The sequence below is a fragment of the Legionella moravica DSM 19234 genome (assembly GCF_000423305.1).
GTDB classification, from domain to species: Bacteria; Pseudomonadota; Gammaproteobacteria; order Legionellales; family Legionellaceae; genus Legionella; species Legionella moravica.
Genome location: NZ_AUHS01000025.1, coordinates 39,063 through 55,085 on the forward strand (window position 1 = coordinate 39,063; position 16,023 = coordinate 55,085).

Sequence of the window (16,023 nt, forward strand, 5' to 3'; positions counted from 1 at the left end):
ATGCAAGGCGCGTCCTAGGAGTCTACAATTAACTCATACGAATTAATTGTGATGAAATGATGAATTTTGTTATTGCTGGCTTCCTGGGTGTATTTATGGCGTTGAATTGTTATGCAGATTCCACGAATTCTGCACTTCCAGAACATGTAGTTAAAGTAACGAAGGAAAATAATGCCAAATGCGTGGAGTACCTCACTTATAAGGGCGAATCGTATTGCAGTCTCGTCCCACTGCCAGGCAATGCAGTTGCCCCCGTAATATTGACTTATGACCAGCAGAATATTCATTTTGATGACAGAGCATGGAAACCCGCCTGGGGGCAAAAAACCAATGCAGGATGGACGGTGGAATATATTCCTGTGGGAGATAATATTAATCAGTGGAAGGAGTTAGTGACCTCACAGTTTATATCAGGCTTGGAAGGAGTAACTCCCGCTCAATTTAAAAAAACATTTGTAGATAATTTGAAGAAAACCGGGGTTACGTACTCCATCAATACTATTGCAGAACAGCCCGATCAATTGATTTTTGAATTTAAAGTGACCGTACCAGTTAACTTGCAACAGGATGAAATTCAAAAGATTACCCGAGGTAAGGGTGGCATTTATGTCCTTCATTATGCAATTAAAAAGTCCAATATGAGCAAAGCCAATCGACTGAAGTGGATTGAGAATTTAAAGAAAAGTTCTATTAAAGATTAAGATGAATAGTCAAAAAGCCCCTGGCTTTATTGGAGCGTTAATGAAATACAATTGATTGTATTGCCAGTACCACCGACTGGAGAGGAAAGCAGAGGGGGGAACTGTAATCGTACTTTAGGTTCCTCTTTGAATAAAAAGTATAAAAAACTGTTCGTACTCATCCTGTCTGCATTATAATTAACTCATTAAATAAAAAGGGATTATTATGAAATTGACCTTTATGGGTGCCACAGGTACGGTGACGGGTTCTAAATATCTAATCGAACTGAATAATAAAAAAATTCTGGTGGATTGCGGATTGTTTCAAGGGTTAAAAGAATTGAGATTACGCAATTGGTCTCCTTTCCCAATATCGCCCAAATTAATTGATGCAGTTGTTTTAACCCATGCCCATATTGATCACAGCGGCTATATTCCCTTATTGGTCAAGCAGGGGTTTAAGGGGCGTATTTACGCAACCAAGGCTACAAAAGAGCTGTGCTCCATACTGCTGCCTGACAGTGGTTTTTTACAAGAGGAGGATGCGCGAAGAGCCAATAAATACGGATACAGTAAACATCATCCCGCAGTACCTCTGTACACTCAGGAAGATGCCTATCATTCTTTAAAGCATTTTGATGAAGTGGACTACGATACGCTTTATCCCATGCCAGGTGAGGCAGAAATAAGCTGGCATCGAGCGGGTCATATACTGGGTTCAGCATTTGTACAGGTTCAACACAATCAGAGGAAAGTCGTGTTCAGTGGGGATATTGGGAGATTAAACGATCCGATAATGCGACCTTCAGAACTCCTCAAGAGCGCGGATTATCTTATTATAGAATCGACCTACGGTGACAGACTGCATGATAAATCTGATCCACTCAAAGTGATTGCTGATATCATTAATACCACATACAATCGAGGGGGTACTGTACTCATACCTGCTTTTGCAGTTGGGCGTTCGCAAACCATCCTCTACTATATTTATCTTTTAAAACAGAAAAATTTGATTCCTGATATTCCAGTCTACCTGGATAGTCCTATGGCTATTGATGCAACAGAACTGCTGTTGAAAAACAGCGGTGAACACAAGCTCAGCCCTGAATTATGTAGAGCGGTGTGTCATGTGGCGAGTTACGTCCAGACTTCTGAAGAATCCATGGCTATTGACCGTAATCATGAGCCTAAAATCATCATTTCTGCCAGCGGTATGATGACTGGCGGCAGGGTGCTTCATCATTTGAAAGTCTATGTAACCAATCCTTTAAACACCATTTTGATGACGGGATTTCAGGCTTCAGGTACACGAGGTGATAGAATGTTACAGCATGAACCTACTGTCAAAATTCATGGTGACCAATATCCGGTGAAAGCTCAAATGAAAGTATTAACTAATGCTTCAGCACATGCGGATTATGAGGAGATTTTAGCCTGGTTAAGTCATTTTGAAAAAGCACCCCAAAAAGTGTTTATTACTCACGGAGAGCCATCGGCTTCTCAGGCCTTGAAAGAACATATTGAAAAAACATTTAAATGGACTTGTGAACTGCCAACTTATTTGCAAAAGGTGGAACTCAGCTAACTTTAGGGACAATGAATGCGTCGCAAGATTGCCTGGTCAAGAATTAAAGACTCTGCTTCTGCTGAGTGGAGTCTTGATAATAAGGACGTATCAAGACGCCGAAATCGATACGGACTCAATGATATTGCCGGCATAAAAGTAAACGTCTGGTATGAATTAATCATTAATACCATGACTGATCCCATGATTTGGTTTTTATTGATTACCAGTGTCTTGTTTGCCTCTTTGAATAATTATCATGAAGCAACTATTCTGGGGCTAGCCATTATTCCATTGGTTGGGATGGATGCCTTTTTACATTGGCGCACGCAATCCTCGACTCAGAGCCTGATTGGACATTTGGCTACATCAGTAAGAGTGATTCGTTCTGGAAAAGAACTTTGTATTCCTTCAATTGAATTAGTACCTGGTGATTTGGTGATGATTCAAGCGGGGGAAATTATTCCGGCGGATGGATTAATTCTTACTGCTGAGAATATCCAGATAGAGGAGTCTTCATTAACCGGTGAATCAGTTCCTGTGGTGAAACGTATAGGAACATCTTTGCAATTAACACATAAAGACAGTCCGGTTGACTCCAGTTACTGGGGATTTGCCGGGACTAAAATTCTAACAGGGCATGGTCTTTTAAGAGTTGTTTTTACTGGTAAGGAAACGCTTTATGGGCAGATAGTTCATTCTGCTTTAGCAACAACCAAAGAAAAAACGCCCTTACAGGCAGCACTCGGAAAGCTGGTATTACAATTGATAGGCATTGCAGGATTTTTGTGCTTATTATTAGCCGCAGTTCGTATTACTCAAGGTTTTGGACTTATTGATGCAATTCTTAGCGCTGCAACATTGGCCGTTGCTGCATTGCCAGATGAGTTCCCTTTAGTACTTACTTTTTATCTTGGGGTGGGCGTATACCGTTTGGCGCGAAAAAAAGCGTTAGTCCGACGTGCAGTATCTGTTGAGAACTTGGGTCGTATCACGGTAATTTGTTCCGATAAAACTGGAACCATTACTGAAGGGCACTTTAAAGTTGCTCAGTATTTCCCAGCTGCAAGTTTAGACGCTCAATCATTATTGTATTTAGCTGCCATTGCTTCTCGAAAGGACAGTTATGATCTTCTTGATATAGCCATCATGAATGAAGCAGACAAGGCTCAGCTTAATATTGAACCCAGATTGAGGACATTTCCATTTACTGAAGACAGAAAACGAGAAACTTCTGTAATAGCAAAAGACTCTAAATGGTTGATTGTGACTAAAGGTGCGCCTGAAACCATTATGGCAATATCTGCTCTAAGTCCTCAGGAAAAAGAACATTGGATGGCGAAAATAAAAGAATTGGCGGCACTACGGTTTAAAGTTATAGCCTGTGCCAAAATAGAAATGGCAGAGGATAGTGATTCAAATGAGCCAGGACATGATTATGAATGGATGGGATTGCTTGCCTTTTCAGATCCGGTACGGCAGGGAGTTGTTGAGGCAATTGCGGAATGTCAGGCGTCACACATACATGTATTAATGATAACCGGGGATCATCCTGCCACAGCGCAAGCTATTGCCCGACAAATAGGTTTAGGTGCTGGTAATCCTAAGGTGATTCTTGCTGAAGAATTGAATGATTATATCGGACCGACAGCTAATAAAAATTTACTCGATATTGATGTGATTGCCAGAGCGATTCCAATTCAAAAATATGATGTGGTCAAGGCATTGCAGTGCAAAGGCGAATTGGTTGCGGTAACAGGAGATGGTGTCAATGATGTGCCAGCGCTTAAAGCTGGAAATATAGGGATTGCTATGGGGGAGAGGGGTTCACAAAGTGCTCGTGAAGTATCTGACATAGTGTTGCTGGATGATAATTTTGACAGCATCGTGAATGCTATCTCTGAAGGGCGACAATTATTTAAAAATATCAGGCAAGCATTTAATTATTTAGTGATGGTTCATTTTCCATTTGTACTCTCAGCGGCCTTGATTCCTTTGATGGGCTATCCTTTGCCTTTTTATCCCATTCATATTGTTTTTCTGGAGCTGATTATCCATCCAACCGCTTTATTGATCTTTCAGGATCTGCCTGAAGATAATGGCCTTGGACTTAAAGAACGCAATACGAATTATAATTTTTTTAGTCCTGGTGATTGGAAAAAAATAATGCTCACCGGAATGGTGACCACGATGATGGTTACAATAAGTTTTATCTTCACGTTGAAGCAGGGCTATGCTGATAATTATGCCAGAGCTTTAATTTTGGCGATGCTCAGTGCAATCAGTATCGGAATAACCATTGCGTTAAATGGTTTGAATCTTCGAGGAAAAAGAATAATTATTTATATGATTGCTTTATGTACTTTATTATTTATTCAATTGCCTGTTTTTGCGGATGTGCTCGATTTTGTTCCTTTGCATCTTTTAAGTTGGCTTTTAGTTTTATTAGCGGGGTTTATCACCTGGATTATGGTTCGGGTGGGTTGATGTGGTAGTGAGGAGTTGTTGGTATTATTGCTCCCTCTATACGTTTGCATTCTCGTGTTCTTGATATTTATCTAAAAATAATTCTGAAGAGCAATGGAGTCGGTACCTTGACAATTTTGAAGATCACTCTCTAGAATGTTGTGGACAAAATAATTTATTTTGTCTGCCTCAAAATAAATTTAACTCATTATATAAAGGGAACTTTGATGAACAAATTACAATTAACTGGTGCTGCTTTGGCAGTGGGTGCTGCTTCTATGTTTGCTTTAGCTCCTGCATTTGCCGTCGAAACTACTACAGCACCTATGGTTCAATGCCAGGGTGGTAACGCGTGTAAAGGTCAAAGCGCTTGCAAAACTGCTGACAATGCATGTAAAGGTCAAAATTCATGCAAAGGAAAAGGCGTTGTTGAAATGACTAAAGAAGATTGTGAAAAAGCTGGCGGCACTGTAGCTCAATAAGCTGGGTTCCGTAAAAGGATTTACTCCAGGCATGCCACGCATGCCTGGTTTTATTTATTGTTCAGGGAATATATGGAATTATCAGAACTTATCAACATTCCCAAAATGCCTTATCTCGGATTTGGCTTAGGGTTACGTCCCAATTATTATGAAGAAATCTTAACTTGCAAACCTGATTTGGACTGGTTCGAGATCTTAAGTGAAAATTATTTGGTACCCGGTGGGAAACCTTTATATTACCTTGATAAAATACGTCAAGACTATCCTATAGTGATGCATGGTGTGTCACTGTCTTTGGGAAGCAGTGATGCATTGGATATGGACTACCTGAAGCAGTTGAGCAATCTGGCGGATCGCGTTGAACCCGTCTGGATCTCGGATCATTTGTGTTGGACAGGGGTTGATGGCCTTAATGTACATGATTTGCTTCCGGTGCCTTACACTCATGAAGCAATAAACCATATCGTTTCTCGAATTCAGCAAATACAAGATTTCCTGGGACGGGCAATATTAATAGAAAACGTTTCCAGTTATCTTACTTTCAGGCAATCTGAAATGACCGAATGGGCATTTTTATCTGAAATAGTAAAAAAATCAGGTTGTTATATTTTATTGGACGTAAACAACATTTATGTCAGTTCAGTTAATCATCAATTTAACGCTTTGGACTATATTCATTCCATGCCCGCAGATCGTGTCGCCCAAATTCATTTAGCGGGTCATTCCAATCATGGAGATTACATTATTGATACTCATGATGCTCCGGTTATTCAACCTGTATGGGATTTGTATGCTAATACGATTCAACAATTGGGTCCTGTGTCTACCATGATTGAACGGGATGATAATATGCCTCCTTTTGAAGAACTCTTAAATGAGCTGGAGCATGCCAGGCGCATTGTGAAACAGGTCTTAACGGAGGAGGTTCCGGCATGACAGAACTTCTGGACCTACAGAGTCAATTTCAAAAATTCCTGTTAACAGGTCATTCTAATATTAAAAATTCTATCGAACAAACAGGACAGGTATTAATAGATACTCGACTGGGTATTTATCGTGATGCTTATAAATCAAGATTGATTGAGAGTTTGACAACAAGCTATCCCGCATTACATGCTTACTTAGGTACCGAAGAATTTAATAAACTCTGCGGCAGTTATATTGATGCTCATCCTTCAAGCTATCGTTCCATCAGATGGTATGGTGATGCTTTAGCCGAATTTGTACACCATTACTACGATAAGCCCTATGCTTATTTGGCTGAGCTTGCGGAATTTGAATGGAAAATGACTTTGGCTTTTGATGCGGCGGATGATCCGGTTCTGACGGTTCAGAAAATGGGTAATGTTCCTGCTGAATCCTGGGCAGGGTTGCAGTTTACTCTTCATTCATCAGTTCAGCGCTTGAACCATTTTTGGAATGCAATCCCTGTTTGGTACACGTTGATTCATGATCAGGCTTTACCAGAAATAAATAAGACCATTAAAGCGACCTCCTGGGTGGTTTGGCGAACTTCGGAGTACCTGATTCAATACTACAGTATGTCTGAAGAAGAAGCCTGGGCTTTAGATGCTGTAATTCAGGGTTTGTCCTTCGGTGAGCTCTGTGAAGGATTGTGTCAGTGGATTGCGGTTGAAGAGGTGGGGATTAAGGCTGCGTCATTTTTAAAAAGCTGGATTCAAAACGGAATCCTGTCCCGTCTATTAATTTCTGGTTAGTTCCTTTTTGACAGGTTACACTCGAATATTATTCTCCTGCAAATTAAAAGCAATTTAAAACATAAGGATATGTCATGCTGAAGTCGAGAGAAGTTCGCACCATTGAGGATGCAAAACGTATTGTTGAAGAAAGACAGCTCACTCATGTCAAAGTAGGGATATTTGATATGGATGGAGTCATGCTTGGCAAGTATATGAGTCGTGAAAAGTTTTTTTCTGCTCTGGAACATGGTTTTGCTTTTTGTAATGTCATACTTGGTTGGGACTCGAAAGATAAACTATATGATAATGTACACTACACGGGATGGCATACGGGTTATCCTGATGCACAGGCTCGTATTATCCCTTCCTCTTGCCGTGATTTAGTCTTTGAAGACAATCAGTTGTTGTTTATTGCTGAATTTGACCAACAAGCAGAATCTATTTGTCCTCGCGCCGTGTTAAGACGAGTTATTCAAAAAGCTGAAGACATGGGCTTTGATGCTTATGCAGCCCTTGAATATGAGTTTTTTGTTTTTGATGAGACGCCAGATAGCGTGCGTGCCAAAGGATATCGAAATTTAAAGCCAATTACGCCGGATAATTTTGGCTATTCAATAATCCGCAATACGGTTCATGCCGAGTTCTATCATCAAATACTTGATATGGCACAACGAATGGATTTTTCAATAGAGGGATTGCATACAGAAACAGGTCCCGGAGTTCTCGAAGCGGCTATAGCCGTAGATTTGGCTGAAGCTGCCGGAGATAAAGCGGCACTGTTTAAAACATTTATGAAAATTCTTGCCCAGCGCAATAATAAAATGGCAACGTTTATGGCCAAGTGGTCTCCAAATTATCCCGGGCAGAGTGGTCATATTCACTTGTCTCTAAGGTATCGAGAGGGAGGGCAATCTGCATTTTATGCTAAGGACGCTACTCATAATATGAGTAAAATTCAACGGCATTTTTTAGCCGGGCAACAAAAATTAATGCCCGAACTATTGGCTATGTTTTCTCCCACTGTTAACAGTTATTCGCGATTAATTCCAGGCTACTGGGCACCTACCGATGCAACCTGGGGAGTAGAGAACAGAACTACAGCTTTACGCGTTATTCCTGGAAGCGATAAATCCCAGCGTATTGAATATCGATTAGGTTCTGCGGATGCTAACCCTTACCTGGCTTTGGCTGCGGCGATTGGTTCAGGGTTGTACGGCATCGAGCAGGAATGGGAACCAGAACCTGAAATAAAGGGGAACTCTTATGAGCAGACTCATAATCCCGAACTGGCTTTGCCCCGGACGTTATGGGATGCTGCCCAAAAATTGCGATATTCCAATGCCGCTAACCAATTATTTGGAAAAGAATTTGTTGCTCATTTTGCGGCAACAAGGGAATGGGAAGAGCGGGAGTTCAGGAAGCATATAACCGATTGGGAATTAGACCGCTATTTTGAAATTATTTAGGGGGCTGTTTACATTTCATTATATTCAAGCCGACGTTCCGCGACTTGTTCGCGGAACGTCGAAACTTGAATTGTCAACAGACCCTGATTTATTAAATTGATAATTGGACGAACAATGACTGAAATTTTGAGAACTTATTCACCCATAGATAATTCACTCTATGTAGAACGACCCTATGCCAATCACCAAGAAATTGAGCAAGCGTTAATCCAAGCCCATTCAGCACAAAAATTATGGAGTCTTTCATCCTTGGCTGAACGTGAAGAATATTGCACTGCTGCTGTAGATTTTCTGGTAGCTGAGAAAGAGGCAATAGCTGAGGAGCTGTGCTGGCAAATGGGGCGGCCGATTCGTTATGCGCAAGGAGAAATTAACGGATTGGAGGAGCGATCTCGTTATATGATCGCTGCTGCGAAATCCGCTCTTGCCCCCATTGAGCTACCTGAAAAACCAGGTTTTATTCGATACATTAAACGAGAACCATTAGGTGTGGTTTTTGTTATTGCTCCATGGAATTATCCTTTTCTTACTGCAGTCAATGCCATTATACCCGCTATTATGGCGGGTAATGTGGTGCTCTTGAAGCATTCAGCTCAAACCCCATTAGTAGCAGAGCGTTTTGATGATGCGTTTAAAAAAGCTCGTCTGCCGCAAGGAGTATTTCAATACCTGCATCTGACTCATCGTGATACAGAACACGTTATTCAATCAGAACGGATTAATTCAATTGCGTTTACTGGCTCTGTCGCCGGCGGAGAAATGGTAGAGCGAGCCGTAGCTGGACGTTTTATTAATGTAGGGCTTGAGCTGGGAGGAAAAGATCCGGCATACATTCGTGCCGATGCGAATTTGGATCATGCAGTGGAAACTGCAATAGATGGAGCCTTTTTTAATTCAGGTCAGTCCTGTTGCGGTATTGAACGTATTTATGTTCATCAGGATGTATTTGAAGAGTTCGTTACTAAAGCCGTACATCTGACCAAGCAATATCAATTAGGGCGTTCGGACGATCCTCAAACTACATTAGGTCCCTTGGTTCGTGCTGAAGCGGCCGATTTTGTCCGTTCTCAAATTCAAGAAGCAATAGAGCAGGGCGCTGTAGCTCACATCAACAGTGCTGATTTTAAAATGGATAAACCTGGAACTCCTTATCTCGCTCCACAGATTTTGACTCAGGTAAATCACAGCATGCGCATTATGACTGAGGAGACTTTTGGACCAGCAGTGGGAATCATGTCAGTGGCAAGTGATGAGGAGGCAATTCGTTTAATGAATGACAGCTCCTTTGGTTTAACCGCAGCGGTATTCACCACTGACATCAACAAAGGAGTTGAGATAGGTGAGCAAATACATACCGGAACTTTTTTTATTAATCGATGTGACTATCTCGATCCGGCTTTAGCCTGGACTGGCGTTAAGAATTCCGGTAGAGGATGCACCTTGTCTTCCATAGGTTATGAGCACCTGACCCGACCTAAATCCTTTCATATAAAAACCAGTATTTAAACGCAAAAGGAACCTATTTTTATGAACAAACAATCATTAACCGCTAACTGGAATTACCCAACCCGGGTTCGGGTTGGACCAGGACGAATTCAGGAGCTGGCCGGTGCGTGTGAGGAGTTAGGTATGAAGGCGCCCTTGCTGGTTACTGATCCAGGTTTGGCTGCTACATTAATGGTAGCCGACATAGTGCATAGGTGTCGGGCTGCTGATTTGAATGTCGGTGTTTTTAGTCAGATTAAAGCAAATCCGACTGGCGAACAGGTGATGGCTGGGGTGAACGCCTATCAGATAGGTCAACATGATGGGGTTATCGCTCTGGGCGGCGGTTCAGCTCTAGATGCGGCAAAGGCAATCGCGTTAATGGTTGGTCAAAACAGACCGCTGTGGGATTTTGAAGACGTAGGGGACAATTGGAAGCGTGTTAACGTTTCAACCATGGCTCCTGTTGTTGCCATACCGACGACTGCGGGCACTGGCTCAGAGGTTGGGCGAGCATCGGTAATAACGGATACAGAACAACAAATTAAAAAAATTATTTTTCATCCTGCTATGTTGCCAGCTCTTGTTATCATGGATCCTGAGTTAACTACGGGTTTGCCCGCTTCTTTGACTGCTGCTACAGGGATGGATGCCTTATCACATTGTCTTGAAGCCTATTGTGCAACATATTATCACCCTATGGCAGAAGGGATTGCCATGGAAGGTATTCGTTTAATCAAAGAAAATCTAATCAAGGCATATCAGAATGGCAGTGATTTGGAGGCTCGAACGAATATGCTTGTTGCTTCTGCTATGGGAGCGACCGCATTTCAGCGTGGTTTGGGAGCCATGCACGCACTGGCTCATCCTTTAGGCGCGGTATATGACGCGCATCATGGACGACTTAATGCGATCTTGATGCCTTATGTTCTCATAGCCAATCGGCCGGCTATTGAAAGCAAAATAATTCGTTTGACTCAATATTTGTCTTTGGCTAATGGGTTCGATGGTTTTATGGATTGGATTTTTCAAATGAGACTTGAATTGAGAATTGAACCTGTTTTATCTCAGATAGGTATTGATGATACTCAATTTGATCGCATCGCGCGCATGGCCACAGAAGATGCTGCAGCCGGTTCCAATCCTATTGTGTTCGATCAAGAGCGTTATAGAGCCATTCTGGAGGAGGCTTGGGGAACAGTATGAAAATAGGCATATTAAAATGCGATAAAGTAAGTGATGAATTTGTTGCGCGACATGGACAATATCCGGAGATGTTTGCCAATTTGTTACGTCCTGTAGATCCCCATATTGAATTCACTGTATTTGATGCAGAGCATGAACTGCTGCCACCTGATATTCATGCTGCTGATGCCTATCTTATCACTGGGAGCCGTCATGGTGTGAATGATGGCTATCCCTGGATAGACCAGCTGGAAGAGTTTATTCGTACCTTGCATGCTGCAAAAAAGAAAGTCATTGGTATCTGTTTCGGGCACCAATTGATTGCCAAAGCTTTAGGGGGGAAGGTCATTAAATCTCCCAAAGGCTGGGGAGTTGGTATGTCTCAAAATCAGGTTGTGCATCAAAAAGATTGGATGAAACCATTTAAACCGGAATTTAATATTCTGGTTAGCCATCAGGATCAGGTAGTTGAGCTACCTAAGAACGCTCTGGTTCTGGCTGGAAGTGATTTTTGCCCTAATTACATGATGCAAATTGAAGAGCATTTTTTTTCTATTCAAGGCCATCCAGAATTTACTAAAGAATATTCGCGTGATTTGATGATTTCTCGGGAGGATTCTGTTGATGAACTAAAATTGGCCCAAGGCATGAAATCATTGGAATTACATGAAGACGATTCGCTGATAGCGCAATGGATAGTCAATTTTTTAAGCGCCGGATGAGGAAGGGTACTGCGCCAACTCATTGACTATTTAGCAGTCTTAAAGGATAATATATGATCATGTAATTGGGTTTTAGAGCATCTCTTGGGGGAAGCATGGGTAAAATAATTGAGGCTACTGGAGATGGTGCCTGTTTATTTAATGCACTGGCCATTGGACTGGGTATTGAAATAAAAAGCGGTCGATTGGACAGCAAAAAGGATACCCCGGGTTATCAGCAATTACTGATAGAGTTTGCTCAACATCATCCTCAATTTAATCCTCAAACCTGGGATACTTTAAAACAATGGTTGAACCATTATAATAATTCCAGGGATTGGGAGCTTATTTTAGCCCCAGCTTTATTTAAACTCAATCAGCGCTATCAGGCAAATCTGGAACAAGAGGTAGTAAATGAACTGACCAACTTTGTTCGAGATAATAAACAGCTCATTGTTGGTCAAGTTGCAGCTTATGCTTTGGATTACAGCAAATGTCCTAAAATTGATAACTTGAATTTTAAGGACAAGCAGAAACTGATCGCAGATCTCGTTCCTCTAATTCGTGATTGGGATCACACCCAGGATTTTAGCAGCATCAAAAGCATGATAAGGCACCAGGCAGGTACGCAATTGGATTTCGTGATGCAATTGATTCAGGCTGACCCCAATGCTTTTCAAAGAGGTTACGGTTGTCATGATTTAAAAGAGATGGCTGATGCTTTATCATTAAGCTTGATTGAAAATGAATTGGAACATCCTTCTGATGAAACGACCCCAATCAGCCTCCAAAACAGAGAGCAGCATTGGAATGTAGTGTGCAATGACTCTGACTTTGACCCGCAGGTTCAATTTGGCCCACAGAAATTAGATATGACGTCCTTGCAAGCATTTCAGGGAGCAAAACCAGTAGAGGCTCCTGCCAATCTTCAAGCGATACCAGATTCTCAAGATAATAGCGAAGCAGTTCATTTTAGTCCCAAAGAAGTGGATAATCCTGGTTCCGGGGATTGTGCATTTTATGCATTTGCTATTGGATTAATTAATATTATTCAGGAAGAAAACAGCTATAAAAACACTCGCATGTTTGAACGCTTGGTTGCGTTTGATGAGTCTTTACTCGATCAATTCGATGCAATCATCCTTTTTGACTTTGATACACCCAATAAAGGATTATTGACTCAATTACAAATGACATTAAGATTGTTAGATTATCATTATCGTCTCAATGAGTTAAGAGAAGCATGCGCAAACCCAGAACAGGATTATGCCCAATTAGTGGCAAACAGTAATTTTATAAATTTCGCTGCACTCTATTATAGAAATTCTCAGGACATTGATCCCCGTTATAATGAATTTGCCAATTCAGCTGCAGTTAAAGGAGCTATAGCCGCGATTGATCGTTCAAAGGTCAGAGAGAATTATGAACACCTCACGTTAATCCCCTTATTTTTAAGCCTGATGTACGGTACTCATGTTAAACCCGATGCGATAACAAAAGAAACGCCGCCCAGTGCTGATTCTCCAATTATTCTTTCCATGAGTCATATCACCCGAGAGGCGTATTGGGGAACCCATTTGGATATGGATTATTTAGCCAGAGCGTTTGAGGTTAATCTGCATATTTACAGAAATGCTCAACCCATTCAAGAGTTTCATGATGTACCAGAACGTCATACCATTACGTTAATAAATCAGAGAAACGCTCATTGGCTGACTGAGTTTATGTTTGCACGGATTACGAATACTGTGAATGCTGTCAGTGTGCCCTCAGAATTGACATCCGATAACCAATCACCACTCCCCGGCTCCAATCCAACAATAGGGACGCAAAATTCAGTTCCACCTGCTAAACAGAACGAGCTGCCACCTTCTCCCGCACTTGAGGAAAGTGATGACAACAAACTGGTTCGTTTAAAGCAGTGTGTTGCAAACGCTACCATTGCTTATACTGATTACAGTGAAAGAAATTGCTATTTTTCATTCTTTCATCGTCATGGAAGCAGCGGTCGGGCAAGAGCGTGTCAGTTTAATACAGAGTTTGCCAAAGTAGGTACTTATACTGATGCGAAGCGATTGTTAGTTCATTTTTTGAAAGACAATAAGAATGGTAATACTTATGCTCATTCCTATAGAACAATGTTGCTCAACGAGCTGCAGATGGATGGACCCAAGCCCTCTTTGGAGCGAACTGCCAAACAGTATAAATCCATGCTTCAAGGGTTTATTACTTCTTTAAATCTTCCTAATCCTGCTGTTACGAATAGAAAATAAAGAAGATTTGTTTTTTTTGTGTTTATTCAGGCTGTATCACTGAAGTTTGTTTGAGTTTAAGATACCCGATGAGCACGCGGTCTGATTGTTTAAGCCCGGTTTTACCGGGCTGAATTTCATTATTTTTTAACGGGTTGTATGGCTTTTTTACCCATAAACGTAATGATTGGCGGTAAGACAGAGATTAAAATGATGCCATAAATGACCAATGTAAAATTTTCTTTAACAATAGGAAGCGAGCCTAAAAAGAAGCCTAGACCTAGCAGACTACCAATCCAAAGTAGAGCACTTACCAGGTTGTAAAGTGAAAAATGAAGTACTTCCATAGTGCCAATACCCGCAATGAACGGCGCAAAAGTTCGGATTATTGGTAAAAAACGAGCGAAAATGAGGGTTTTCCCACCATGTTTTTCATAAAATACATGGGTTTCCTGCAAATGTTTTTTGTTGAGTAACCAGGATTTTTTAGACGTAAAGATATGGGGGCCTAGCACTCTGCCGATTAAAAAATTCACTTGATTACCCAGCACTGATGCGATGAACAGAACGAAGAATAACAGGCTAAGGCTTAAGGGATTGCCTGGTTGAGCCGCGATACTTCCTGCTGCAAACAAAAGAGAGTCTCCGGGCAGTATCGGGGTGACCACTAATCCTGTTTCACAGAATACCACCGCAAATAAGGCCAGATAGGTCCAAAATCCATAGTTTGAAACAAAGGTATTCAAGTACAGGTCAATATGAAGGATGTAATGAATCAGGTCGTGTAAATAGTTCATTGTCTCTCTGGGGGTCTGGTTAATATAAAGTATGGGCCTTGTTTTGGCTTAACTTTGATTTAATCAATACAGCACTATTCTCTATTATCACCGAACTTGGAATTTAAACCAATCAATTCAAATAAAATTAAATTTCCTGGCGAAATATGGATTAAGATAATACAATTAATTTAAATTAAAGACATTTGCGCTGGAGTAAAAGAGGATTATTTATGAAAACCTGGACTGGTTCAGTATCTGTGATTGTCTTATGCTTGATCATTAATAATGCGTATGCTGATTTCACTACGAATAATGCGTTAATAGTGAATTTTACCGAGCTGGTCAAAGCTGTTGAAAGCGGTAATGATGTGAAAGCAATCATACATCTGGACAGATGCCAGATTACAGATCCAACAACTCAAAGCCAATTGGCGCAAAATCTTATTGGAGCCTCAACCCGTTTTAATTTCACCCAATACCTGCATTATAATGTTCGCGTCAATGGGCAATTAAAAGATACGGTTACAACAACAATGACCAGTTCCGTCGAATTGCCTGTGCCTGGTGTTTTTTGGTCGGTGTTTGGTCGTTTGAGTGTGTTTGACGATGATACTGCTACACTTTATGTTGATTATTTTGATCCGCTCCATCACCAATCCCATTTGGTTGTAGAATGGCGCTGCGATATTAGTAATGGCAAAGATACCAATGGCCTGGTGTTAATTAATGGTTTTTAATCGGGACCGGGTCGCCTTATTACAAAAAAATCTGTCTTGCCCGCATAGGCGGGCAACCATTCATCTAAAATAACCGATGTCAAAGAGCCAGTGGGGATTATTTTTTTCCATGTTTAAACTCTTTTTCAGCACACTGATATACTCCATATTACCTCCTTGAGTTATCTCAACTTACTGCAGTGCCAAATGTCAAATAGTTGCCCGCCCGCACACTGAGTGATCCCCTGATATTTTTTGAACAACTAGAATTTACCATTTTCTAGCCAACTCCTGCTCCATCAGGGTTGGCAAGTTTTCATAGTCAATATTGAGCTCTTGTAGCTTATCAAATTCAATCATCAACTGCCCCAGATAGAAATAAGAGAATACTTTTTTATCTCTGACGGTGTTTGCCTGAAAAACGCGTTGGTAATTTTGGCTATGGGCGATGACCCCGATAATCCAAAACATCAGTTGAACAATAGCAGCCAAAAGCATCTTAACTCCCCAACGATAAATGCTTTTTGTGTGCGCATAACGTGCTGAT

The 16,023-nt window shown here is 41.2% G+C and carries 13 protein-coding genes and 1 pseudogene; 12 read left to right on the forward strand and 2 right to left on the reverse strand.

From position 1 onward, the window contains the following. Positions 1-56 precede the first annotated feature (56 nt). The 11 genes from G543_RS0107275 (at position 57) to G543_RS17390 (ending at position 14,002) form a co-directional block, all read left to right on the forward strand. Positions 57-701, forward strand: a complete 645-nt coding sequence (locus tag G543_RS0107275; RefSeq protein WP_238584777.1) for a hypothetical protein — start codon at positions 57-59, stop codon at positions 699-701. Positions 702-906: 205 nt separating this feature from the next. Next, a complete protein-coding gene (locus tag G543_RS0107280; protein ID WP_028383938.1) occupies positions 907-2,265 on the forward strand; it encodes an MBL fold metallo-hydrolase RNA specificity domain-containing protein in 1,359 nt (452 codons plus the stop codon). Between the two features lie 15 nt (positions 2,266-2,280). Continuing rightward, complete coding sequence (locus tag G543_RS17385) at positions 2,281-4,731, forward strand: cation-translocating P-type ATPase (RefSeq protein WP_035921692.1); 2,451 nt, start codon at positions 2,281-2,283, stop codon at positions 4,729-4,731. 206 nt (positions 4,732-4,937) lie between these two features. Further along, positions 4,938-5,192 carry a BufA2 family periplasmic bufferin-type metallophore gene (bufA2, locus tag G543_RS0107290; protein ID WP_028383939.1) on the forward strand — a complete coding sequence of 85 codons (255 nt, stop codon included), beginning with the start codon at positions 4,938-4,940 and terminating at the stop codon, positions 5,190-5,192. Between the two features lie 72 nt (positions 5,193-5,264). Further along, positions 5,265-6,128, forward strand: a complete 864-nt coding sequence (gene bufB, locus G543_RS0107295; protein WP_028383940.1) for an MNIO family bufferin maturase — start codon at positions 5,265-5,267, stop codon at positions 6,126-6,128. After that, a complete protein-coding gene (locus tag G543_RS0107300; RefSeq protein ID WP_028383941.1) occupies positions 6,125-6,910 on the forward strand; it encodes an HvfC/BufC N-terminal domain-containing protein in 786 nt (261 codons plus the stop codon). Before bufB ends, G543_RS0107300 begins: the two co-directional genes overlap by 4 nt. 74 nt (positions 6,911-6,984) lie before the next feature. Next, the gene (locus G543_RS0107305; protein WP_028383942.1) at positions 6,985-8,358 is read left to right on the forward strand and encodes a glutamine synthetase family protein; all 1,374 of its coding nucleotides are present in this window, start codon (positions 6,985-6,987) and stop codon (positions 8,356-8,358) included. A 114-nt stretch (positions 8,359-8,472) separates the two neighbouring features. Continuing rightward, the gene (locus G543_RS0107310; RefSeq protein ID WP_028383943.1) at positions 8,473-9,864 is read left to right on the forward strand and encodes an aldehyde dehydrogenase family protein; all 1,392 of its coding nucleotides are present in this window, start codon (positions 8,473-8,475) and stop codon (positions 9,862-9,864) included. A gap of 21 nt (positions 9,865-9,885) precedes the next feature. Next, positions 9,886-11,049 carry an iron-containing alcohol dehydrogenase gene (locus G543_RS0107315; protein WP_028383944.1) on the forward strand — a complete coding sequence of 388 codons (1,164 nt, stop codon included), beginning with the start codon at positions 9,886-9,888 and terminating at the stop codon, positions 11,047-11,049. Then, positions 11,046-11,750: a glutamine amidotransferase-related protein gene (locus tag G543_RS0107320; protein WP_028383945.1), complete on the forward strand. Its 705-nt coding sequence runs from the start codon at positions 11,046-11,048 to the stop codon at positions 11,748-11,750. Before G543_RS0107315 ends, G543_RS0107320 begins: the two co-directional genes overlap by 4 nt. Positions 11,751-11,845: 95 nt before the next feature. Continuing rightward, the gene (locus G543_RS17390; RefSeq protein ID WP_051190633.1) at positions 11,846-14,002 is read left to right on the forward strand and encodes an OTU domain-containing protein; all 2,157 of its coding nucleotides are present in this window, start codon (positions 11,846-11,848) and stop codon (positions 14,000-14,002) included. A gap of 119 nt (positions 14,003-14,121) precedes the next feature. Here the strand turns inward: G543_RS17390 and G543_RS0107330 are convergent, their stop codons facing one another. Further along, positions 14,122-14,778 (reverse strand): DedA family protein, encoded by a 657-nt coding sequence (locus G543_RS0107330; RefSeq protein WP_028383946.1) that lies wholly within the window; start codon positions 14,776-14,778, stop codon positions 14,122-14,124. Positions 14,779-14,990: 212 nt separating this feature from the next. Here G543_RS0107330 and G543_RS0107335 point away from each other — a divergent pair, with 212 nt between their 5' ends. Then, positions 14,991-15,497, forward strand: a complete 507-nt coding sequence (locus tag G543_RS0107335; protein ID WP_028383947.1) for a hypothetical protein — start codon at positions 14,991-14,993, stop codon at positions 15,495-15,497. Positions 15,498-15,746: 249 nt separating this feature from the next. On the opposite strand, the pseudogene G543_RS0107345 reads toward G543_RS0107335, so the two are convergent. Beyond that, positions 15,747-16,023, reverse strand: a pseudogene (locus G543_RS0107345) (hypothetical protein); the annotation flags it as partial.